The following is a 21866-nucleotide window of genomic DNA, read 5'->3' on the forward strand; positions in this document are numbered from 1 at the left end:
GCTGCGCGGGGACATCCTGTAACTCCTGCGTTGACTGGCCGGCAGCCAACTATAATCGACGCGGTGACACGGCCGGGGGGGGGGGGGGGGGGGGGGGGGGGGGGGGGGGGGGGGGGGGGGGCGCGCCCCCCCCCCCCCCCCCCCCCCCCCCCCCGCCGCTGTCGTCCGGTGGGCGTGCCCTGTCCGCCGCGCCCCTTGCGTGCCGGTCTCTCCGAAGCCCCCGCCCGGCCACCCTTGATAACCGGACAGCTGTCCGCTAGCTTTCTCGTAGTGGACAGCTGTCCGCTTACGTTCGGCGGTCACCGGCGCGACAGACGCATGCCCGTCCCCGCCCCCACACCCCCACGGAAGGCCCTCCCATGAAGCTCCTCGTCCTCGGCGCGACCGGCCCCACGGGCCGCCACGTCATCGACCTGGCCCTGCGCTCCGGCGACTCGGTCACCGCCTTCGTGCGCAACCCGGCGGCCCTCGGCGACATGGCCGACCAGGTCACCGTGGCCACCGGAGACGCCACCTCACGCCGCGACATCGCTGGCGCGGCAGGCGGCCACGACGCGATCGTCTCCGCGCTCGGCAGGGGCAACTCCATCCGCGCGGACGGCCTCTTCACACGCGCCTCGACGGCCCTGACCGGCGCGGCCGAGGAAGCGGACGTCCGCCGCCTGGTGTGGCTGTCCTCCTTCGGCGTCGGCGCCACCTTCGCCGAGTCGAGCAGCACCCAGAAGGCGATCTACCGGACACTGCTCCGCTCGATCTACGCCGACAAGAAGATCGCCGACGAGTACATCCGCTCCAGCGCCCTCGACTGGACCGTGGTCTACCCGACCCGCCTGACCCACGGCCCCGCCCAGGGCACGTACAGCGCGGGCGACCACCTCCCGATGAAGGGCAACCCGACCATCAGCCGCGCGGACGTGGCCGCCTTCCTGCACCGGGCGGCACACGGCACCGAGTGGATCCGCCGAAGCCCTGTGATCACGGACTGACCGTGAGGGTGTTCAGGCGTCCCAGGTCCAGTCGGCGATCTCGGGTAGGTCGGTGCCGTGTTCGCGGATCCATGCGTGGTGGCGGGTGCGGGCGTCGGTCATGGTCTGGCGGACGGATGCCGCGTGGACCGGGAGGCCGGGGACGCGGTCGATGACGTCCATGACGAGGCGGTAGCGGTCGAGGTCGTTGCGGACGACCATGTCGAAGGGGGTGGTTGTGGTGCCGGATTCCTTGTAGCCGCGTACGTGGAGGTTCTTGTGGCCGGTGCGGCGGTAGGTGAGGCGGTGGATGAGCCAGGGGTAGCCGTGGTAGGCGAAGATCACGGGTTTGTCGGGGGTGAACAGGCCGTCGTACTCGAAGTCGCTCATCCCGTGCGGGTGTTCCTCGCGGGGGAGGAGGCGGGTCATGTCGACGACGTTGACGACCCGCACGGTGAGGGAGGGCAGGTGGCGGCGGAGGAGTTGGGCGGCGGCCAGGACTTCTTGGGTGGGGACGTCGCCGGCGCAGGCGAGGACGACGTCGGGTTCGCCGCCGTTCTCGGTGCCGGCCCAGTCCCAGATGCCGGCGCCGCGTGCGCAGTGGGTGCGGGCCTGGTCCATGGGCAGCCAGTCGAAGCAGGGCTGTTTGCCGGCGACGATCACGTTGACGTGGTCGCGGCTGCGCAGGGCGTGATCGGCCACGCAGAGCAGGGTGTTGGCGTCGGGCGGGAGGTGGACGCGGACGACCTCGGGGCTCTTGTTGAGGACGTGGTCGACGAAGCCGGGGTCCTGGTGGGAGAAGCCGTTGTGGTCCTGGCGCCACACATGAGACGTCAGCAGGTAGTTGAGGGACGCGATGGGCGCCCGCCACGGCAACTCCCGTGACGTACGCAGCCACTTGATGTGCTGGTTGACCATGGAGTCGACGATGTGTACGAACGCCTCGTAGCAGGAGAACAGCCCGTGCCGCCCGGTCAGGAGATATCCCTCCAGCCAGCCCTGGCAGAGGTGTTCGGAGAGGATCTCCAGGACGCGTCCGTGCCGGTCGAGGTGTTCGTCGACGGGCAGCAGGTCGCCCTGCCAGGCTTTGCCGCTGGCGCCGAAGACGGCCTGGAGCCGGTTGGAGGCGGTCTCGTCGGGGCCGACGATCCTAAAGTCCCGTCGCAGGCGTGTGTCGTTCATGATCTGCGCGAGGAAGTCGCCGAGCACGCGGGTGGGTTCGTGCAGGGAGGTGCCCGGTTTGTCGACGGGCACGGCGAACAGGTCCAGGTCGCGCAGGGGGAGTTCGCGCAGGAGGAGGCCGCCGTTGGCGTGCGGGGTGGCGCCGAGGCGCCGCGTGCCTTCGGGGACGCAGGCCAGGACGTCGGCGGTGGGGCGTCCGTCGGGGCCGAAGAGTTCCTCGGGCCGGTAGGAGCGCAGCCACGCCTCCAGCTGCCGCAGGTGCTCCGGGTTTTCGCGGACCCCGGAGAGCGGGACCTGGTGTGCGCGCCAGGTGCCCTCGACGGGCTCGCCGTCCACCTCCGCCGGCCCGGTCCAGCCCTTCGGGGTGCGCAGGACGATCATCGGCCAGTGCACGCGTTCGGCGACCCCGTCCTCGCGGGCGGTGCTCTGCATGACGCCGATCAGGTCGAGGGCCTGGTCCATGGCGTCGGCGAGTGCGTGGTGGACCTGTGCCGGGTCGTGGCCGGAGACGTAGAGGGGTTCGTGGCCGTATCCGCGCAGGAGTTCGTCGAGTTCGGGCTCGGGGAGGCGGGAGAGCACTGTCGGGTTGGCGATCTTGTAGCCGTTGAGGTGCAGGACCGGCAGGACGGCGCCGTCGTGGACGGGGTCGAGGAACTTGTTCGCGTGCCAGGACGCGGCCAGGGGGCCGGTCTCGGCCTCGCCGTCGCCGATCACGCAGGCGACGAGCAGGCCGGGGTTGTCGAGGGCGGCGCCGTAGGCGTGCGCGAGGGAGTAGCCCAGTTCGCCGCCCTCGTGGATCGAGCCCGGTGTCTCGGGTGCGACGTGGCTGGGGACGCCGCCGGGGAAGGAGAACTGCCGGAACAGCCGTTCCATGCCGGCGGCGTCCCGTGATACGTCGGGGTAGGTGTCGGTGTAGCTGCCGTCCAGCCACGATCCGGCCAGGACCGCGGGCCCGCCGTGGCCCGGCCCCCACACGCACAGGGCGTCCAGACCGCGCGCCTTGATGACCCGGTTGAGGTGCGTGTACACGAGGGTGAGTCCGGGGGAGGTGCCCCAGTGGCCGAGGAGGCGGGGTTTGATGTGCTCGGGTTTGAGGGGTTCGGTGAGCAGTGGGTTGGCCATCAGGTAGATCTGGCCAGCCGCGAGGTAGTTGGCGGCCCGCCAGTGGGCGTCCAGATTGCGCAGTTCGTCGTCGCGCAGCATGCGAAAGCTCCTCACAAGGGGTCGTTCAGCGCCGTTCGGGTACGACGGCGACCGGACAGGCGGAGTCGTCGGACACCCCGCGCCGGACCGGGTACCCACCACCAGCAGGTCAGCCGCGAACGACGCGGACACCAGGAGCCGCCGGGCATGCCCCTCGGCGGAACGACGCCGTATCCGCAGCTCCTCGGGCGCGTGCCGCAACGCCCGCTCCAGCGGGGCCGAGGCCCGCCGACCCCGCGCACCGACCTGACACCCCGCCCATGGTGCTGGCACTTCAACGGAGTTGATCGACCGCATCGCAGTCGTCCTCGCAGGTGTCCCGGACGGCGAGGGCGCGGAGACTGGCTCCTCTGACCCCGATGCTCAGCCGATGACGAATACGGTTGCCAGGGCCGGGCCGAGGGCTCCGCCCATGAGGTAGGCGAGTTGGAACAGGCCGATGCCGGTGGGGCGTTGACGCTCGGGGACGGCGGAGGCCGCGGCCATGGACTGGGTGGCGTTGGCGCCGGTCGCGGCGGAGACGGCCAGGCCGATCGCGATGAACAGGACGAGCGCGCTGTGTGCGAGGACGGCGGCCGCGGCGGCGAGTGCCCCGACCGTGAGCAGGAGCGCTCGTACCGCGGTCTGGCTCAGGCGGGCGGCGACAGTGGCGAAGACGAGTGTGAGTACCGACCCGGCGATCATGGCGATCATCTGGCCGACCGCGACCGAGCCGGTCGTCCAGCCGGCCCGGTCGGTGATCAGCTGAGGGATCCCGAACAGCAGCGTGAAGTAGAGAACGGACAGGACGACCGCGATCAGCACCGAGCCACGGAAGAGCCCGGAGCGCAGCGCGGCCAGAGGGACGTAGCCGTCGGGGCGACTCCGGATGTGCAGCGCCAGAAGAGCGGCGGTGACGGCGGCGACGGCCAGGGCGGGCAGGGGGTTCGACGGCAGCAGGACGATGCCGCTGGACAGGACGGCGAGCAGGACCGCGCCGCGGGCGTCGAAGCGGCCCTCGGCCGTGGGAGATGCCGTGGTGGTGTGGCGGCTGACGGCGGGGACGGCCGGCAGGGTGATGATCAGGATGGACAGGGCCGCCCGCCAGGAGACCGCGTCGGTGAGGCGTTCGCCGAGCAGCGGGCCGACGCCTCCGAGGATCCCGGAGCCGGCGCTGATGACGCCCATGCGGCGGGCGGTGCCGGCGAGGTTCATGGCGATGGCCATCATGCCCGCGCCGCCCGCGGCCTGCCCGGCCCGCCCGGCGAGGGTCAGCGGCAGCCACGGTGAGGCGGCGACGATCACGGTCCCGACGGCGACGAGGGCCGCGCTGGTCCACAGCGCCACGCGGGTCCCACGCCGTCGTACCAGGGTCGCGATCAGCGGCGTCGCGACGGCCAGCGCCAGCGCGAACACCGTGACCAGCCACGATGCGCTCGCCTTGGTGATGCCGAGGGAGCGGCTCATGTCGCCGAGGATCAGGACGGCGGCGTTGTTGGCGGCGGCCACCGGCGTGGCGAGCAGCGCCAGCCAGAGGACGGGGACACGACGGACGGGTTCGTTCGCGGAGGCGGGGGTGAGCGCGGCGGCCGGTTCGGACGTGGTGGACATGACGCTTCCTGTGGCGGTGGAGAGTGGATGGAAAGGGGGGTATGAGGCGACCGGCCGGCTCACCTCGCAGGCACTCAGTCGACGGTCACGTCGTCCAGCATCCGGGGCGCGTCACCCCCGAAGTCGATCCACGGGTTGGCGCCCAGAGACTCCGCGCCTTCGGCACCCGGGTCCTCGTAGCGCATGACGAACTTCTCGGGACCGTGGGCGTACGCGACGATCAGACCGTGCTCGGCGTCCAGGAACGCGCCGTGAGGGCGCTTGCCGGGATAGCTGATACGCCAGCCCGGGTCGCCGGCTTCCACGGCGGGCACCGAGAGCTTGACGACCACGCCGTCGGGAAGCCGGTAGAACCAGGTCATCGGGCCACCGGACACCACGGTCATGACCTCGTCGATGCCGACGCCGTCGTCGGTGGTGTTGACGTGGAGGCGGCCGAAGCGCGCCTGTACGAAGTGCTTGGCGGCGTCGTCCATGGTCCGCATGTCGTAGACCTTGGGGTACGGGGCGACTCCGTGCTCGGAGGTGTTGAGGTGGCCGCCGTCCGGTGTCTCGGGAGTGCGCCCGGCGAGCTGGACGTGGGCCAGCAGGTCACCGCGGTGCAGGCTGAACAGCGAGATCAGCTCGGCCTGTTCGTCCTCAGAGAGCGCCCGGGTCCTGGACGCCTCCAGGACCGGGAGAGCCTCGTCGGGTACGGGCGTCCGGCCGGCGTGGACGCCCACGGTGCGCAGCACCTCGTTGACGGCCTCGATGCCGATCGTGGACGGCCGTCCGTCGATGTAGGAGAGCGTGAGATCTGCCTTCGTCATGTCCAGTCCTGAGGTGAGTGGCGGTTGAACGGCCGCGGGCGGCGCCGCGACACTTCGACCATCCGCCATCAGGGCTGTTTATGGAAATACTTTCTGTGCATCCCTATCATTCGCCCCATGGATGAGCTTCGGCGGATCGACCTGAACCAGTTGGTGGCTCTGCACGCGCTGCTGACCGAGAAACACGTCACCCGCGCGGCACTGCGGCTGCACAAGAGCCAGCCGGCCGTCAGTCACACCCTGGGGCAGCTGCGGACCCACTTCGGCGACCCCCTGCTGGTGCGGCACGGCGGCCGTATGGTCCTCACCGCACGCGCCCAGGCACTGGTACAGCCCCTCGAAGACGCCCTGAACAGCCTGAACGACCTGCTGGGCTCGCCCGACTTCGATCCCGCGCGCACCCGCCGGCGCTTCCGGATCTCGATGTCGGACTACGCGGCGCACATCGTGCTGCCCCCGCTGGTGCGGTACGTCCGCGACCAGGCCCCCGGCCTTGACCTCGCGATCAGCCAGGCCGGCCGGGAAGCGATGCTCGCGCAGCTCCAGGACGGCGAACTCGATCTCGCGCTGGGCATCTTCCCCCACGTACCCGACGACATCGAGATCCAGGACCTCTTCCAGGAGACATTCGTCTGCCTGGCGGACCGAGCGGTTCTCCCCGCGCAAGGAGGGCTCTCGTTCGAGGAGTGGCTGGAGCGTCCGCACATCTCGCTGGCCCTGCGACCCGACGCGAACGACGAGATCGAAAGAGCCCTGGCGGCACGCGGACTGAGACGGCACCTGGCCGTGACCCTGCCCCACTGGAGCGCGGCAGTCGACCTGCTGGCAGACACCGACCTCGTGCTGACCGTCGCCACCCGGGCAGTCGGGCCGATGCGGCGGCACAGGACACTACGGAAGTTCGCTCCGCCCCTGGAACTCCCCCGACTCGCTTACCAGCAGGCATGGCACACCAGACGAGCCACCGACCCGGCCCACCGCTGGCTGCGGCAAGCCGTGATGACGTGCAGTCAACTCACCTGACTCACCTGACTCACCGGGCGCGGGCAGCCGTATCCGGAGGCTGGGAGAGGGGCCGAGGCAGTCGTACGCCCGCCCCGGGCCCCTTCTCCTGGGTCTGCCTCAGGTGCGTACGGACCGCCGGGGTCCGTCCGCCCCCTCCGGGACGTGCGCATCCGGCGTGCTGCTGAGGCCCTCGCCCTCCACGTCGAGGCTGGGCAGCTTCCGGTCGAGCCACTTGGGCAGCCACCAGGCTCGTTCGCCGAGCAGGGCGAGGACGGCGGGGACGATGGTCATGCGGACGACGAAGGCGTCGAGGAAGACGGCGAAGGCGAGGCCGAAGCCGATCATCTTGACCATGGAGTCGTCGGCGCCGATGAAGCCGGCGAAGACGGCGATCATGATCGTGGCGGCGGCGGTGACGACCCTCGCGCCGTGCTGGAAGCCGGTGACGACGGCCTGCTTCGGTGCCTCACCGTGGACGTACGCCTCCCGCATACGCGTGACGAGGAAGACCTCGTAGTCCATGGCGAGTCCGAAGACGACGCCGATCATGAAGATCGGCATCATGCTCATGATCGGCCCCGGTTCCTGGACACCGAGCAGATCGGCGAGCCAGCCCCACTGGAAGACCGCCACGACCGCTCCCAGGGTCGCCGTCACCGAGAGGAGGAAGCCCAGGGCCGCCTTCAGGGGGACGAGGAGCGAGCGGAAGACGGCGATCAGCAGCAGGAACGCGAGGCCGACCACCAGCGCCAGGTACGGCAGGAGGACATCACTCATCCGCTGCGAGAAGTCGATGTTCATGGCCGTCTGGCCGGTGACGTAGACGGAGGCATCCGTGACGGCGCCACCGGCGTCCCGGATCGCGTGCACCAGGTCCTTCGTCTCCGTGTCACCCGGCCCCGACTTCGGGACGACCGGGATGATCGCCGTGGTGTCGGCCTCGTTGAGGGTGGCCTGACGCACCGCGGCGACGTCGTCGAGCTTGCGTATCTCGGCCGTGAGGTCGGTGACCGCCTGCTCGGGAGTGTTGCCCGTGCCCTTGGCGTCGACGACGACGATGAGCGAGCCGTTGACGCCGGCGCCGAAGTTGTCCGACAGCAGGTCGTACGCCTTGCGCTGGGTCGTGGAGGCCGGCTGCGAGCCGTCGTTGGGCAGCCCCAGCTCCATCGAGGTGGCGGGAACGGCGATCGCTCCCAGCCCGAGCACGGAGAACAGCAGCACGGCCACCGGCCGCCGCAGCACGAACCGGGCCCAGCGGACACCGAGAGCGGTCCGGCCCTTCCCGGCGGTGGCACCCTTGCGGGCCTTGCGGGGCAGGAGACGGTCCCCGGCGAAGCCGACGAGCGCCGGGATCATGGTGAGCGCGATCACCACGGCGAGCGCCACGGTCGCCGCGGCGGCCAGGCCCATCTTGGTGAGCGGCGGGACATTGACGACGGTCAGACCCACCAGCGCGATGACCACGGTCAGCCCGGCGAAGACCACCGCGGACCCGGCCGTCCCCACCGCCCGGCCGATCGCGTGCTCGCGGTCGTGGCCGTGGGCCAGTTCCGACCGGTACCGGGAGACGATGAACAGCGCGTAGTCGATGGCGACGGCCAGCCCGAGCATGGTGGCCAGGATGCTCGTCGTGTTCCCCAGGTCGAGCACGTTGGCCAGCGCGATGATCGACGTCACGCCGATGCCCACGCCGATCAGCGCGGTGATGAGCGGCAGCCCGCCGGCGACCAGCGAGCCGAAGGTGATCACCAGGACGACGGCGGCGATCGCGACCCCGATGATCTCCGAGGCCCCCGTGTGCGTCTTCTCCCGGACGGCGTCCCCGCCGGCCTCCACGGTCAGCCCGTCGTGCCGGGCCTGCTCGGCGACCTCGAACACCTGGTCGGGGACTCCGCTGTCCAGCTCGAACCCTGGCACCTTGTACGACACCTGGATGTACGCGGCGGTGCCGTCCGCGCTGACCGCCCGCACGGCGAACGGGTCCAGGACCCGGGCGACCTGAGGCGAACTGCCCTTCAGCTCGGTCACGGCCTGTTCCACCGCGGCCTTGTTGGCCGGGTCGGTGATCTTCTCCCCGTCGGGTGCCTTGAACACCACGCGCGCGGTCGCGCCGTCGGCGTACGACCCCGGGAAGCGCTCGGAGAGCAGGTCGAAGGCTTGCTGCGCCTCCGTTCCCGGCAGGGAGAAGGAGGTCGCCTTGGGGGCGGACACGGATGCGGCGGCGGCGCCGGTCAAGGCCAGCAGCACCAGCCAGAAGACGACGACCACACGCCGTTTGCGAAAGGCGAACCGGCCCAGCCGGTAGAGGTATTTGGCCACGGGAGCGCACTCCGTTCGAAGGATCGCGGTAGCGGCACGGTGGGGTGCCGCCGCCATCCTGTGACGGTGGGCAGCCGCGGTTCGTCGGCCGTCCGTCCCTGTTCCGAAGGGTGCGTCGGTCATTCGGCCGACACGGCTCGCCTGCCGGTTTTCGTAGGCTGCGCCCTGTGGAATCCGACCTGCCGTTCTCCGCCAGGGCACAGCGCCTCATCACCGTGGGCGTCTGCGCCGTCTTCGCCCTGGTCTGGGTGCTGGACCTGTCACGGCTGGTGTACGGCGACACCGGCCTCGCCGACTCGCCCACCGTATGGCTGACCACCTTCGTCTCCGGACCCCTCACCGCGACGGCCCTGCTCTGTCTCGACCGGCGGCCCTCCACGGCCTGGCGCGCGGGGACCGCCGCCGCGCTGTCCCTGGCGCTGACCGCGCTCACCCCGGCGATCCCCTACCACCAGGGGCCCGCGGTCTGGGGCACGACGGAGACCCTCGGCCTGCTGGGACTGATCGTCTCCACCGTCCGGCGGGTAGAAAGGCCCAGTGCCGCCTTCGGCCTGGCCAGCGCCCTCGGCATCGCCGTGCTCCTGCAACCGCTGCGCGTGGACGGCGACCCACGGACCCTCGGCAGCTGCTTCGTCCTCTTCATCTGCATCGTGGCCTTCACCAGCCTCGGCGCCTACCTACGGCTCCTGCACGCCCGCCGAGAACGCACCATCGTCGAGGTGCGCCAGGGGGAACGGCTCGAACTCGCCCGGGACCTGCACGACTTCATCGCCCACCACGTCACGGGAATGATCGTGCAGGCCAACGCCGCCCTCGCGGTGCACGCGACCTCACCCGAGAAGGTGGAACCGATCCTGCACACCATCGCACGGTCGGGTTCGGAGACCCTGGACTCCATGCGCCGCCTCGTCCACGTGCTGCGCGAAGAGGAACGCGGCGGCATCCGCCCCGGCGACCTCTTCGGCGAACTCGGCCGCATGGTCTCGGAGTTCGCCGCGACGGGAGGCGGAGAGCAGACCCGGCTCGACATCTCCGCGGCGGCCCGCACCGTACGGTTCACACCCGAGGTCGAGACCTCGGTCCACCGCGTCGTCCAGGAGGCCATCACCAACGTACGCCGCCACGCCCCCGGAGCTCAGCTGCGGGTCCGGCTCGACGCCGACCCCACGTGGCTGCGGGTGACGATCCTCAACACCGCACCCGCCCGGCGCGGTTCGCCGCCCGCCGGCGGCCAGGGCGGGTTCGGCCTGCTGGGCCTGCGCGAACGCATCGAAGCCCTCGAAGGGACCCTGGAGACCGGCCCCGCTCCCGGCGGAGGCTGGCGGACGACGGCCCGCTTCCCGCTGCTGCGACATCGTGACCGGTCGCCGACAGCCGACGGATGAGCCGTGGAAGATCCGTCTTCTCATCCGGCCGCCCGGACGATGCCCTTCTCCCAGGCCCAGGCCGCGATCTCCACCCGGTTGCGGACACCGAGCTTGCCCTGGATCCGGCCCAGGTACGTCTTGACCGACGACAGCGACAGGAACAGCTCGTCGCAGATCTCCTGATTGGTACGCCCCACCGCGACCAGCCGTACGATGTCCAGCTCCCGCCCGCTCAGCGCACCGTCGACCGGAACCCCGGCGACGACGGTCCGTTCGTGCTCCTCCAGGCGCCGCAGCAGCCGCACCGTGACCGCCGGAGAGACCAGCGCGTCCCCGCGCGCCGCAGCCCGTACGGCCTCGATCAACAGCGCCGGAGAGGCGTCCTTGAGGAGGAAACCGCAGGCCCCGTTGCGCAGCGCCGTACTGACGTAGTCGTCCTGGTCGAACGTGGTCACCACCACCACGTTGACGGGGTCCGCGACCCCGGGGCCCGCCAGCAGCCGGGTCACTTCCAGACCGTCCAGCCGGGGCATCCGGATGTCCACCAGACACACATCGGGACGCAGCCGCCGGGCAGCGTCCACACACTCCGCCCCGTCCGCGGCCTCCGCCACCACCTCCACGTCCGGCTGCGCATCGAGGATCAGCCGGAATCCGGCGCGCACGAGATCCTGATCGTCGGCGACGAGGACACGGATTTTCGCGTTGCTCACCCGGAAGATCCTGCCATGCCGAGTCCTGCGCCGGACGGGGGAAGCTGGCTCGCTTCACGGCGCATGGGCACGGGGCGATCCTGTCCCGCCACCGCCGAATTCCGCCGGCCGCTTCCGGTCAGCCGCCGCTGGTGACGGCTGCCTTGGGCGACTCGTCCACGTGGAGTGTGAAGACGTCGGGGCGGGCGTAGTGGCCCGTGGTGTCGAGGTCGAAGCGGGCGCGGGCGAGGTCGTCGAGGTCGAGGTCGGCGGTCAGGATCCCTTCGCCGTCGCGCAGCGGCCCGGCGAGGACCTCGCCCAGCGGGGAGACGATGACGGAGCCGCCGTTGATCAGGACCGTGCCGGGCTCGTCGCCCTGGACGGGGTGGACGTCGGACGGGAGGGCGTCACGGCGCAGGTACTGGTTGGCGCTGAGGACGAAGCAGCGGCCCTCCAGCGCGATGTGACGCATGGTGGCCTGCCACGCGTCGCGGTCGTCCACCGTCGGCGCACACCACAGGTCGACGCCTTTCGCGTACATCGCCGTACGGAAGAGCGGCATGTAGTTCTCCCAGCAGATGGCCGCGGAGATGCGGGCGCTGCCGGTGTCGACGACCTGGAGAGTGGAGCCGTCGCCCTGGCCCCAGAGGTAGCGCTCGGCGGCGGTGGGCATCAGCTTGCGGTGCAGGCCCAGGTAGCCGTCGGGGCCGAAGAAGAGCGCGACGCAGTACAGCGTGCCGCCTCGGCGTTCGACCGCGCCGACCACGGCGTGGCAGCCCAGTTCCCCGACGACGGTGGCCAGCGCCGCGACCTCCGGGCCGGGGATCTCGATCGCGGAGGCGTGGTAACGGCGGAACAGGTCGCGGCCGGCCGGGGTGCGGCTGCCGACCGTCATGCCGAAGTCCAGGCCCTTGGGATATCCGCCGAGGAACGCTTCGGGGAGTACGACGACCTCGGCTCCGTGGCGGACGGCGGCCTCGCGGATCAGCTCCCCGGCGCGGGCCACCGCCGTCGGCGTGTCGAACAGGGGAGCGGCCGCCTGGACCACGGCGACGGTCACGGTGCGGGAGGTCCGAGGGGATCCGGTCATGCCTTCGAGGCTAGGAACCCACACCGTCATGCGGCAAACTAATCTTTACGATGATCGACATCTATGAAACCGAATTCAGGAAGGCGGACCTGAACCTCCTGGTGGTCTTCGCCGCCCTGATGCGCGAGCGCAGCGTCACCCGGGCCGCCGCCGCACTGCACCTGAGCCAGGGCGCGACAAGCGCGGCCCTCGGCCGACTGCGCGGACTCTTCGACGACGAGCTGTTCACCCGCACCCGTACCGGCGTCGAACCCACACCGCGCGCCGTCGAACTGGCCCGGCGTATCGACCCCGCCCTCGGGCTGATCCACGGCGCCGTGACCGACCGGGACCGCTTCGAGGCGGCCACCGCCCGGCGCACCTTCACCCTGGGCATGTCGGACGACCTGGAGGCGGCGCTGCTGCCCCACCTGCTGGCCGCCACGGCCGGCCTGCCGGGCATCCGGCTCGCCGTACGGCAGGCGACCCGCAACACCGTCGCCGACATGCTCGACCGCGGCGAGATCGACCTCGGCGTCGCGGCCGCACCCGCACACGGCCCCGACCACCGCACCCGATCCCTGTTCACCTCCGGGTACGCCTGCCTGTTCAACCCCCGCCTCCTGCCGCTCGCGCCCCCGATCGGCCTGGACGACTACCTGGCGCACCCGCATCTGCTGATCTCGTACGACGGCCGGCGCGGCATCGTCGACGACATCCTGGACGCCCGCGGGCTCACCCGGCGGGTGATCGCCTCCACCACCCACTTCGCAGGGGCCGCCCTCCACCTCGCGACCCTCCCCGCCCTGGCCACGCTCCCCGCCCACGCGGCCACCGTCTACGCCGACGCCCTGGGCCTGACCGCCGCCGAGCCGCCCCTGCCCATGCCCGAGTACGGCGTCAGCCTGATCTGGCACGCCACCGCCACCGACGACCCCGCCCACCGCTGGCTCCGCCACCTGGTCGACGACTCGCCGGTGTCGGCCGAATGACCGACATCCGGTTCGGATGAGGGACGGACGGTCGACGAGGGCGTGACACCCGGCCACCCACGATGAGATCGGCAACCCGCCTCGATACTTCAGGAGATCTGCCGATGGCCAGCGAAATCCCGCCCGCCGCGCCCGGTTTTCCCTTCGGCGAAACCATTCCCGTCAACGTGCATTTCGACGAGATGGACGCGTTCGGCACGCTGCACAACGCCCGTTACCCGCTGCTGGTCGAGCGGGCCTGGATACGCATGTGGCAGGGTCTCGATCCCGACGGCGACTGGGAGATGCCCGCCGAGACCTGTTACGTGGTCAAGGAACTCCGCATCGATTACCAGAAACCGGTCAGGCGGCCGGGCGCGTACGTTGTTCACTTCTGGCTGGAGCGACTCGGCAACACGAGCCTGACGTACGGATTCCGCCTGTGTGCGATGGACGGCAGCGTCACCTACGCACTCGGCACCCGTGTCCTCGTACATCTCGATCCACAAGCACGGGAACCTGCGCCGTTGGCCGAGCGATTCAAGGGTGTGGCGCGGAGGCTGATGCGGCCCATGGTGTGAGCCCTGTCCGCTGTGCCGGCCGCTGGGAGCCGCCGGCACAGCGGACAGGGGCGTCAGCGTTCCTCGGGGCGGGCGTCCGCCGGGACCGCCGCCGGGCGCGCGCAGTCGCTGGAGACCGTGACCGAGGAGCCGCTCTCGGCCGCCGCGAGCAGGGACTCCATGATGTCGAGGACGTGGTAGGCGAGTTCACCGTCGGCGCGGTGGGGTTCGTCCCGTGAGACGGCTCGGGCGAGGTCGGCGATTCCGTAGCCCCGGGAGGCGTTGCGATAGCCGCCGAGGACCGGAAGGTCCTGCCATTCCTGGGCGTCGGCGCGGAAGAGTTTGACCGGTCCGTCGAAGCGGTTCGGGTCGGGCACGGACAGTGAGCCGTCCGTGCCGTGGATCTCGATGCGGGGGAGTGCGCTGCCCCAGACGTCGAAGCTCATCACCAGTGTGGACAGGGCGCCGGAGCGGTGTTCGAGGACTCCGGTGACGTGGGTGGCGACCTCGACCGGGAATCTCGTCCCGGCCCGGTAGCCCTGGCCGATGAATCGTTCGGCCTGGGGTGTCGAGGACATGCCGACGACCCGGTGCACCGGCCCCAGCAGGGTCACCAGCGTGGTCAGGTAGTACGGGCCCATGTCGAGGAGCGGCCCGCCGCCCGGCTGGTAATAGAACTCCGGGTCCGGGTGCCAGCGTTCGGGCCCCGAGCTGACCATGAACGCGCTCGCCGCGACCGGCACGCCGAGGTCCCCGGCGTCGAGTGCCGCCCGGGCGGTCTGCACGCCGGTGCCGAGGACCGTGTCCGGTGCGCATCCGACCCGGACGCCGGCCTCGGCTGCGGCGTCCAGGAGTGCGCGGGCGGCGGGGGTGGTGGTCGCGAGGGGTTTCTCGCCGTAGACGTGCTTGCCGGCGGCTATGGCCGCGTGGGCGACCGTCGCGTGGGCGGCGGGGACCGTGAGGTTCAGGACGAGGTCGACGTCCTCGGCGTCGTACAGCTCGTCGAGGGTCGCCGTACGGGCGCCGGGCACCTTCCCGGCGGCGGTGCGGGCGCGTTCGGGGTCGAGGTCGGCGACGGCCGTCAGGCGCAGGTTCTTCAGCTCCGCGAGGGTCGTGAGGTAGGCGTCGCTGATCTTTCCGGCGCCGACGAGGCCGACGCGGAGTACGGGGTGCGGGGTCAGCGGGTCGCCCATGTCAGGCCCTTCGTGATCATCGAGTGGACCTGGGGTACGGCCAGGTCGTCCAGGGTGTGGCCGATCGCGGTGACGAACACCCGGCCCGCGCCCCAGGACCGGGTCCAGGTGACGGGGACGACGGTGCCGGCGAGTTCGGGGTGCTCGGGGTCGTCGAGGTAGTCGGTCACCGCGAGGACGTCCACGGCCGGGTCCATGTGCAGGTAGTACTGCTCGGTGGTGACGAGGAACGGGGTGAGCCCCTCGACGACGGGATGGCCGGCCGCCCCGGGCAGCGGCCTGACCTGGTAGGTGGAGTGCTCCCGGGGGTGGTGGACGAACTGGCCGCCCGTCATCAGGTGGTAGCGCGGCTCGGAGCGGAACGCGTCGACGATCCCGCCGTGCCAGCCCGCGAACCCCGTCCCGGCGCGGACCGCCCGGGACAGGCCGGTCATCTGGTCGCGGGTGATCTCGCCCATCGTCCAGCACTGCACGATCAGATCGGTGCCGGCGAGGAGGTCCTCGTCGAGGTAGCTGTCGAGGGAGTCGGAGACGGTGACCTGGTAGCCGGCCTCCTTGAGGTCGGCGGCGCGGCGATCGGTGGCCGGGACCGGGACGTGCCCCTCCCAGCCGCCGCGGACGACGAGGGCGTTCTTGGCGGCCACGTCAGCCCTCCTTCAGGGCGCTGAGGAAGCCGAGGCTCCGCGCGACCGGGTCGAGGATGTCCCCGTCGAAGTCGTCGAGTTCGACGACGCGCAGCGCGTCCGGGGCGGCGGCGAGGATCTCCGCGACCGGGAGCACGCCGTCGCCGACGGCCACCTGCGCCTTGGTGTTCCTGGTGAGGTCCCCGTCCTTGACGTGCACGGCGGCGACCCGGTCCCCGAGCCGGCCCAGCAGCGCGGGTACGTCCGCGCCGCCGACGGCCGCCCAGTACGTGTCGACTTCGAGGACCACCTCGTCCGCCAGACGGTCGGCGAGGATCTCCAGGACGTGTGTGCCGTCCTGCCGGAGTTCGAGTTCGAAGTGGTGGTTGTGGTAGCCGACGGTGAACCCGTGGTCGGCGGCCTCGACGGCCACCCGGTTCAGGTCCGCGGCGAGGCCCTCGACACCCTCCCGGGTCTGCCAGCGCTCGGGCGCCGCGATCGGCACGACGAGCGTGCCGACGCCGAGGCGCCGTGCGGCGGCGTAGACGGTGGGCCGGTCGTCCGACAGCAGCGGCACGTGCGCGGTCGGCGCGGACAGCCCGTACGCGGTCAGCGCGTCCGCCACTCGCTCCGCCCGGTGGACGAAGCCGTAGGGCTCCACGGTGGTGTAGCCGATCTCGGCGACGCGGGCGAGTGTGCCTTCCAGGTCCTCTTTGAGGAGGGAGCGGAGTGTGTAGAGCTGGAGGGATATGGCACGGTTCGACATGCGGCTCCTCAACAGTGTTGATCTGCAAGGAGGTTCACACGAACCGGGATCCGGCGACAGGGGGCGACGGAGGCGGGCGCGGTCCGTTCAGCGGAACGCGGTGTGACGCGCGGCCGTCGGAGCGGGACCTTGGCCCGGAGCGGTCCGGCGCCCGTGCAGGTGCGGCGGGCCGGTTCCCGACCATCCGGCTACCGAGAGGCACCCGCACGATGACTGGAACCGTCAGATCGATGGGCACAAGGCTGGCGGCCGCCACGACCGCGCTGACGACCGCCGCGATCGTCGCGCTCGCCGGCGCGCAGCCCGCCCGCGCGGACACGGTCTCGGACTTCACCGGCTATCTGGGCTACGTGAAGCAGGCGTACGACGCCTACCAGAACTTCTTCGGTCACAAGCTCACGCTCGACGAGGCGACGACCCGGATCGAGAACGCCATCAGCGTGGCGAAGACCGAGATCCTCAACGAGGTCGACGCCGTCGCGACGGCGGACGTACAGGCGTGCGCCAGGAGCGCCGTCATCGAGGTCGCGGACATCCGCCGGCTGTCCCCGGACAGCCTCCAGGCGTTCGCCATGTCCGCCACGGCCTGCGCGACCCTGGCGCAGTCGGACATCAGCAACGTCTCGCAGCTCGCCTCGGTGAACCAACTCGGGTTCGCCCTGAACACCGTCGGTCCGATCGCCCTGTTCGCCCGGACGTACGCGGGCCTGAGCACCGACCTGTTGAGGCAGACGCTCGTCTCCGCCAACCAGACGGTCGTCACGAGGCTGACCCCGCGCTGTTTCGCGACCCCGCTGTGGGGAGACGCCGAACCCGGCGCCAGGTCCGTCGAGGCGCAGCTCCAGTGCACGGCGTTCAACGGCAACATCGGCCTGGACTGGGTCACCGTGACCGGGCTCAGGTACCGCCAGCCGCTGCCGCCGCTGCCCGCGTCCACCTACGCGTACGCCTCGACCCAGGCCGTGCGCTTCACCAGCTACCTGTCCTCCACCGCGGCCCTCCCGGAACTGACCGCGTAGCTCGGGCGCCGACGTCCGTCCCCTGCCGTCCCGTCCCGGGATGCCCTGCCCAAGGAGTGAACCAGCATGAGAAAGATCCTGACCGCCGCCGCCGTAGCCCTCGCCGTGGGTGCCGCGATGAGCACCGTCCCCGCCGCCTCGGCGCAGACGTCGTCCACCGACCGCAACGTCCGGCGGGTCCCCGCGAACCTTTCGCTGAGGGACCTCACGTACAGCCCCGGCTGTTCGAGCACGACCCTGCCGATCGACTGCACCATCACCGAGCCGGTCGTGACCGCGCCGTCGACGACCTACGCCTTCTCGTTCCTCCCCGGCGACCGCGTCACGGTCGACGGAGGAGGCTGCGTGCAGACCGGCGGCAGGGGGCTCACCTGGAAGCGGTACGTCGACCCGGCCTCGGACAACGACCTCTACCACGGCCTCATCACCATCCCGGGTGCCACCGGCAGCCTGGAACGCCTGCTGAACGTGGTCGGACGGCAGTACCTGGTCGGCGGCCGGGGCGGCAGCCTCGTCCTCGGCTACCAGGACGACGGCTACTCCGACAACGGCTACCACGCGCACGACAACGGCACCGGGAACCAGTGCCTCAACTCGGTGAACGCCTACGTGCACATCGTCGTCCGCTGAACCACCGCCCCCGCGACCACGGCCGGTCCAAGGAGGCGACCATGCCCACCTCGTACGGGGAGAGGGCGGCGACGACTTCGCGGTCGACGGCGGCCCGGGCACCGACCTGGTGGACGCCGGCCCCGGAGCCGACGGGGGACGCGGAGACCGTCCGCAACTGCGAGTCGACCGGCCGACGACCCGGACGCGGCCCGTTCAGTCGCGGTCGGGAAGCGCGGTGACGGCCGGATCCTTGCCCAGGTGGTGCTGGAGCCGGTCGCGCAGCGCGGCGGCGTCCGGGTGCCCGAGCTCCTCGAAGAGGGCCAGCGACCGGGTCCAGGCGTCCCGGGTCGAGCCGGTGTCCCGGGCGGCGTGGAGGGTGTCGCCGAGGTGGGCGAGGATGTCCGCCTCGAAGTAGCGGTCGCCCAGCTCGTGGAAGAGCCGGGCGGCCCGCTCGTAACAGGCCGCCGCCTGCGCGTACTCGCCGAGATGGTGGTGGGCGTAGCCGAGGGTGTCCCAGGTGTGGGCCTCGCCGGAGAGGTGACCGGTCCCCTCCAGCAGGGCGAGCGCCCGCCGGCCGAGGCCGACGGCCTGCCGGTGGCGGCCGAGCAACGTGTGGTCCCAGCCGACGTTGTTGAGCGCCATACCCTGCCAGCCCCGTTCCCCCGCGACGGCGAAGAGGTCCACCGCCCGCCGCGAGTGGGTGAGCGCCTCCGCCCGGCGGTCCTGACGGGTCGAGACCCTGCCGAGGGCCAGATGGGTGTGGGCCTCACCCGCCGGGTCGCCCAGCTCCCGGTACAGCCGCATCGCGCGGTCGAGGCACGCTCGGGCGTCCGCCTGACGCCCGAGCGACGACTGAGCGTTCGCGAGGTTGCGCAGCGCGCACGCCTGCGCCGCCCGGTCGCCCAGACGCTCCGCGGCGGCCAGCACGACGGTGTGGGCGGCGGCCCACTCGGACCACAGGACCGCGCGCTGGTGGTACGTGCTCAGCGCGGCGGCCAACTGCCAGACATGGGTGTCGAAACCGTCCCGGGCGGCCTGGTGCACAGCGGCGGACAGCACGGAGTGATCGGCGGTGAACCAGGCCATGGCGGCGTCCCGGTCGGCCGGTTCCTCGGGGAGGACACCGGGCCGGACGGGGGCCGGCACGACACGGTCGGCGGGCGGGCCCAGCAGGCGCTGCGCCCTCAGCGCGGTGTGCAGGCAGTGGTCGAGGATCCGGTACGCCGCCTGCCGTCGGCCGTCCTCGTCGTCCTCGGTACGGGCCAGCTCAGCGGCGTAGGCGCGGAGCAGGTCGTGGAAGGAGTAGCGGCCCGGGACGGGCTCGGCCAGCAGATGGGCGGCCGTCAGTTCGGCCAGCAGCAGGCGGGTGCGCGCCGGGGGCTCACCCGCCAGGCTCGTCGCCGCTGCAGCGGAGATGTCCGGCCCGGGATGCAGCCCGAGCAGCCGGAACAGCCTGGCGGCGGCGGGGCTCAGAGCCTGGTAGGACCAGGAGAAGACGGCACGCACCCGAGTGGCGTGATCGCCTCCGTCGAGCGCGTCGAGGCGGCTGTTCTTGTCGCGCAGTTCGCCCGCGAGGACGGCGAGCGGCAGGTCCGGCCGGTCAGCTGCCCGCGCCGACACCACGGCCAGCGCCAGGGGCAGACCGGCACACCGGGCCGTGATCTCGGCGACGGCTGCGGGATCGGTCGCCGTACGCGACCCGCCGAGCCGGTCGGCCAGCAGGGACTCGGCCTCGACGGGGGAGAGTACGTCGATCGCGAACATGTGGGCGCCCTCCACGGCCGCCAGGCTGGTGAGCCGGTTGCGGCTGGTGACGAGGACGAGACAGCCGGGCGCCCCGGGCAGCAGCGGCCTGACCTGGTCGGCGTCCCGGGCGTTGTCCAGCACGACGAGCATCCGCCGGTCGGCGAGGAGGCTCCGGTAGAGGGCCGCCTGCGCGTCCAGACCCACGGGGATCCTGGCGGGGGACACCTCCAGGGCGTCCAGGAAACCGCGCAGCGCCTCGGCCGGGTCCCGCGACGAGCCACCCGGGTCGAACCCGCGCAGGTTCACGTACAACTGCCCGTCGGGGAAGGACTTCCGCACCCGGTGACCCCAGTGCACGGCCAGCGACGTCTTGCCCACCCCCGCCGTGCCGGACACCGCCGAGATCACCACGGGAGCCGACGACGCCGACGTCAAGAACGCGTCCAGCCGCGCGAGTTCCTCCGCCCGCCCGGTGAACCCCCGCACCGCCACCGGCAGTTGAGCGGGAACCACCCGCTGGGGCGTGGCCCTGGCACGCATCGGGGGCCCGCTCGGCCCCAGCACCGCCTGATGGGCGGCACGCAGCGCCGGACCTGGCTCCGTGCCCAGCTCCTCGGACAGCCGGCGCCGGACGGCGGCGTAGCACTCCAGCGCCTCGGCGCCCCGGCCCGCCGCGTAGAGCGTCCGCATCAGTGCCTCCGCCAGCGGCTCCGTCAGCGGATGCTCGTCGAGCAGCGCGGACAGCGGGCCGATCGCCACGGCGGGGTCGTCGAGCGTCTGGAGCCGCGCCCACGCGAGGGTCGCCTCCATGCGCTCACGCCGCCACGCCTCGCGCGTCTGCACCACCCACGGACCGTCCAGCCCGCTCAGCGGCTCACCCCGCCACAGACCGAGCGCCTCGCCCAGCAGCCGCGCCCGTACCCCGTCCGGCAGTCCGGCCCCGCGCGCGTCGCCGACCAGCCGACGGAACCTGTGGACGTCGATCCGGTCCCTGTCGGCCTCCAGGATGTACCCGCCGGACCGGCGCGTCACCCTCATCCCGTCGCCCGCGGTCCCCTCGCACAATCTGCGGAGCCGGGCGACGTGCGCGTACACCGAACGCCGGGCCCCCTCCGGGGAGTCCGGGCCCCAGACCCGCCGGATCACCACATCGGGAGCCACCGGCCGGCCGGCGTCCACGGCCAACGCCGCGAGCACGGCACGCCGTTGCGGTGGTCCGATCTCCGCCGTCCACGCCGGCGCGGCCAGTTCCACAGGCCCGAGCAAACGTAACTGAGGCATCGGCCCCCTCGATCTCTCCCCTCGCGGGTCACGACAACCTATCGACAACATCTCGCCCCACCCTCGTCCCCCAGCATGGCGATGCGCCGGAGGTCCGACCACCGCCGTGCGCGCGGGAACTCGGGGAGCAGGGGGGAATCATGAGCGCAAGCAGCGTATCCGTACGCACCGGAATCCCGTACGGCGCGAGCACGCCGGCGGGCGGTGCCGGGCGCAGCGTCCTGGAGGGAGCCTTCGCACTGCTGGCGGCGGTGGAACGCGCGCAGGGAGCGGGGCTGACCCGGCTGTCGTCCGAGAGCGGACTGCCCAAGGCCACGGCACACCGTCTGCTGGAACAGCTGACCGCCCTGGGCGCCGTCGAACGTCACGCGGGGGGATACCGCGTCGGCTGGCGCATGTTCCAGCTGGGGCAGGACTGGCAGCCGCATCCCCGGTTGCGTTCGGCGGCGGCCGAACCCGCGCGCAGGCTCGCCGAGTTGACGGGCACCGCCGTGGGGACCGCGGTGCTGCGCCGGCACCGGACACTCCTGGTCGAATGGTTCCCGGGGAGCGAGACCGCTCCGACGGACCGTTCTCCCCGGCCCTGGTACACCGCCGCAGGGAAGGCGTGCGCCGCGACGACCCCCGGCCACCGGCTCCCGCCCGGCCCGGTACCGGCCTCCTGGGCGCAGGAGGCACACGACATCCGGGCGCGCGGCTTCGCCGTGGACCGGGGCGTCCTCGCACCCGGAGCGCACTGCGTCGCCGCGCCGCTGTACTGCGCGGGCGACACCCCCGTCGCGGCGCTCTTCGCCGTGGCCGGGCCCGCGCATCGGCTGGAGCGGGTCGCCGATGTCGTCCGACGGGCGGGCGGTTGCATCAGCGCACGGCTCAGATGCGAGAGGGGCTGAGGCT

At 71.7% G+C, this 21866-nt stretch carries 18 protein-coding genes; 8 read left to right on the plus strand and 10 right to left on the minus strand.

The window, feature by feature from the left end; all coding sequences use genetic code 11:
• The first annotated feature begins 359 nt into the window (after nt 1–359).
• Nucleotides 360–986 carry an NAD(P)-dependent oxidoreductase gene (locus ACLZOT_RS43685; protein WP_416974809.1) on the plus strand — a complete coding sequence of 209 codons (627 nt, stop codon included), beginning with the start codon at nt 360–362 and terminating at the stop codon, nt 984–986.
• A 12-nt stretch (nt 987–998) separates the two neighbouring features.
• Here ACLZOT_RS43685 and ACLZOT_RS43690 read toward each other — a convergent pair whose 3' ends face one another.
• From ACLZOT_RS43690 to ACLZOT_RS43700, 3 genes are all read right to left on the minus strand, one after another.
• Nucleotides 999–3350, minus strand: coding sequence for a phosphoketolase (locus ACLZOT_RS43690; RefSeq protein ID WP_416974810.1), 2352 nt, complete (start codon nt 3348–3350; stop codon nt 999–1001).
• Nucleotides 3351–3713: 363 nt separating this feature from the next.
• Entirely contained in the window at nt 3714–4940 is a 1227-nt protein-coding gene (locus tag ACLZOT_RS43695) for an MFS transporter (protein ID WP_416974811.1), read from the minus strand.
• Nucleotides 4941–5014: 74 nt separating this feature from the next.
• Nucleotides 5015–5749, minus strand: a complete 735-nt coding sequence (locus ACLZOT_RS43700) for a hypothetical protein (protein WP_416974812.1) — start codon at nt 5747–5749, stop codon at nt 5015–5017.
• A 117-nt stretch (nt 5750–5866) separates the two neighbouring features.
• Between ACLZOT_RS43700 and ACLZOT_RS43705 the strand changes: the two genes are divergently transcribed.
• A complete protein-coding gene (locus tag ACLZOT_RS43705) occupies nt 5867–6772 on the plus strand; it encodes a LysR family transcriptional regulator (protein WP_416974813.1) in 906 nt (301 codons plus the stop codon).
• Between the two features lie 99 nt (nt 6773–6871).
• On the opposite strand, the gene ACLZOT_RS43710 is transcribed toward ACLZOT_RS43705, so the two are convergent.
• The gene (locus tag ACLZOT_RS43710; protein WP_416974814.1) at nt 6872–9073 is read right to left on the minus strand and encodes an MMPL family transporter; all 2202 of its coding nucleotides are present in this window, start codon (nt 9071–9073) and stop codon (nt 6872–6874) included.
• 167 nt (nt 9074–9240) lie between these two features.
• Here ACLZOT_RS43710 and ACLZOT_RS43715 point away from each other — a divergent pair, with 167 nt between their 5' ends.
• Nucleotides 9241–10458 (plus strand): sensor histidine kinase, encoded by a 1218-nt coding sequence (locus ACLZOT_RS43715; protein WP_416974815.1) that lies wholly within the window; start codon nt 9241–9243, stop codon nt 10456–10458.
• 20 nt (nt 10459–10478) lie between these two features.
• Here the strand turns inward: ACLZOT_RS43715 and ACLZOT_RS43720 are convergent, their stop codons facing one another.
• Together ACLZOT_RS43720 and ACLZOT_RS43725 are read right to left on the minus strand one after the other, a co-directional pair.
• The gene (locus tag ACLZOT_RS43720) at nt 10479–11153 is read right to left on the minus strand and encodes a response regulator (protein WP_416974816.1); all 675 of its coding nucleotides are present in this window, start codon (nt 11151–11153) and stop codon (nt 10479–10481) included.
• Between the two features lie 118 nt (nt 11154–11271).
• Nucleotides 11272–12222 (minus strand): nitrilase-related carbon-nitrogen hydrolase, encoded by a 951-nt coding sequence (locus tag ACLZOT_RS43725; protein ID WP_416974817.1) that lies wholly within the window; start codon nt 12220–12222, stop codon nt 11272–11274.
• A gap of 50 nt (nt 12223–12272) precedes the next feature.
• Between ACLZOT_RS43725 and ACLZOT_RS43730 the strand changes: the two genes are divergently transcribed.
• Nucleotides 12273–13193 (plus strand): LysR family transcriptional regulator, encoded by a 921-nt coding sequence (locus ACLZOT_RS43730; RefSeq protein ID WP_416974818.1) that lies wholly within the window; start codon nt 12273–12275, stop codon nt 13191–13193.
• 104 nt (nt 13194–13297) lie between these two features.
• Nucleotides 13298–13753 (plus strand): acyl-CoA thioesterase, encoded by a 456-nt coding sequence (locus tag ACLZOT_RS43735; RefSeq protein ID WP_416974819.1) that lies wholly within the window; start codon nt 13298–13300, stop codon nt 13751–13753.
• A gap of 53 nt (nt 13754–13806) precedes the next feature.
• Here the strand turns inward: ACLZOT_RS43735 and ACLZOT_RS43740 are convergent, their stop codons facing one another.
• The 3 genes from ACLZOT_RS43740 to ACLZOT_RS43750 are packed head-to-tail and all read right to left on the minus strand — an operon-like array spanning nt 13807 to nt 16314.
• On the minus strand, nt 13807–14925 hold the full coding sequence (locus tag ACLZOT_RS43740; RefSeq protein ID WP_416974820.1) for a Gfo/Idh/MocA family protein: 1119 nt from the start codon (nt 14923–14925) through the stop codon (nt 13807–13809).
• Nucleotides 14910–15569, minus strand: a complete 660-nt coding sequence (locus tag ACLZOT_RS43745; RefSeq protein WP_416974821.1) for a ThuA domain-containing protein — start codon at nt 15567–15569, stop codon at nt 14910–14912. Before ACLZOT_RS43745 ends, ACLZOT_RS43740 begins: the two co-directional genes overlap by 16 nt.
• A gap of 1 nt (nt 15570) precedes the next feature.
• Nucleotides 15571–16314: a sugar phosphate isomerase/epimerase family protein gene (locus ACLZOT_RS43750; RefSeq protein WP_416974822.1), complete on the minus strand. Its 744-nt coding sequence runs from the start codon at nt 16312–16314 to the stop codon at nt 15571–15573.
• 230 nt (nt 16315–16544) lie between these two features.
• Here ACLZOT_RS43750 and ACLZOT_RS43755 point away from each other — a divergent pair, with 230 nt between their 5' ends.
• Nucleotides 16545–17333, plus strand: a complete 789-nt coding sequence (locus ACLZOT_RS43755; protein WP_416974823.1) for a hypothetical protein — start codon at nt 16545–16547, stop codon at nt 17331–17333.
• A gap of 66 nt (nt 17334–17399) precedes the next feature.
• Nucleotides 17400–17963, plus strand: coding sequence for a hypothetical protein (locus ACLZOT_RS43760; RefSeq protein WP_416974824.1), 564 nt, complete (start codon nt 17400–17402; stop codon nt 17961–17963).
• Between the two features lie 195 nt (nt 17964–18158).
• Here the strand turns inward: ACLZOT_RS43760 and ACLZOT_RS43765 are convergent, their stop codons facing one another.
• Nucleotides 18159–20972 (minus strand): BTAD domain-containing putative transcriptional regulator, encoded by a 2814-nt coding sequence (locus ACLZOT_RS43765; RefSeq protein ID WP_416974825.1) that lies wholly within the window; start codon nt 20970–20972, stop codon nt 18159–18161.
• A gap of 140 nt (nt 20973–21112) precedes the next feature.
• Between ACLZOT_RS43765 and ACLZOT_RS43770 the strand changes: the two genes are divergently transcribed.
• Complete coding sequence (locus ACLZOT_RS43770; protein WP_416974826.1) at nt 21113–21862, plus strand: IclR family transcriptional regulator; 750 nt, start codon at nt 21113–21115, stop codon at nt 21860–21862.
• Nucleotides 21863–21866: the final 4 nt, after the last annotated feature.

The organism is Streptomyces sp. 4F14 (genome assembly GCF_048159485.1).
GTDB lineage: Bacteria > Actinomycetota > Actinomycetes > Streptomycetales > Streptomycetaceae > Streptomyces.

Bases quoted from the DNA above. Each gene is read 5' to 3' on its own strand.
- ACLZOT_RS43690 (WP_416974810.1), bottom strand. From the start codon at position 3,350: ATGCTGCGCGACGACGAACTGCGCAATCTGGACGCCCACTGGCGGGCC.
- ACLZOT_RS43735 (WP_416974819.1), top strand. From the start codon at position 13,298: ATGGCCAGCGAAATCCCGCCCGCCGCGCCCGGTTTTCCCTTCGGCGAA.
- ACLZOT_RS43760 (WP_416974824.1), top strand. From the start codon at position 17,400: ATGAGAAAGATCCTGACCGCCGCCGCCGTAGCCCTCGCCGTGGGTGCC.
- ACLZOT_RS43765 (WP_416974825.1), bottom strand. From the start codon at position 20,972: ATGCCTCAGTTACGTTTGCTCGGGCCTGTGGAACTGGCCGCGCCGGCG.
- ACLZOT_RS43685 (WP_416974809.1), top strand. From the start codon at position 360: ATGAAGCTCCTCGTCCTCGGCGCGACCGGCCCCACGGGCCGCCACGTC.
- ACLZOT_RS43755 (WP_416974823.1), top strand. From the start codon at position 16,545: ATGGGCACAAGGCTGGCGGCCGCCACGACCGCGCTGACGACCGCCGCG.
- ACLZOT_RS43700 (WP_416974812.1), bottom strand. From the start codon at position 5,749: ATGACGAAGGCAGATCTCACGCTCTCCTACATCGACGGACGGCCGTCC.
- ACLZOT_RS43705 (WP_416974813.1), top strand. From the start codon at position 5,867: ATGGATGAGCTTCGGCGGATCGACCTGAACCAGTTGGTGGCTCTGCAC.
- ACLZOT_RS43750 (WP_416974822.1), bottom strand. From the start codon at position 16,314: ATGTCGAACCGTGCCATATCCCTCCAGCTCTACACACTCCGCTCCCTC.
- ACLZOT_RS43695 (WP_416974811.1), bottom strand. From the start codon at position 4,940: ATGTCCACCACGTCCGAACCGGCCGCCGCGCTCACCCCCGCCTCCGCG.
- ACLZOT_RS43725 (WP_416974817.1), bottom strand. From the start codon at position 12,222: ATGACCGGATCCCCTCGGACCTCCCGCACCGTGACCGTCGCCGTGGTC.
- ACLZOT_RS43770 (WP_416974826.1), top strand. From the start codon at position 21,113: ATGAGCGCAAGCAGCGTATCCGTACGCACCGGAATCCCGTACGGCGCG.
- ACLZOT_RS43740 (WP_416974820.1), bottom strand. From the start codon at position 14,925: ATGGGCGACCCGCTGACCCCGCACCCCGTACTCCGCGTCGGCCTCGTC.
- ACLZOT_RS43730 (WP_416974818.1), top strand. From the start codon at position 12,273: ATGATCGACATCTATGAAACCGAATTCAGGAAGGCGGACCTGAACCTC.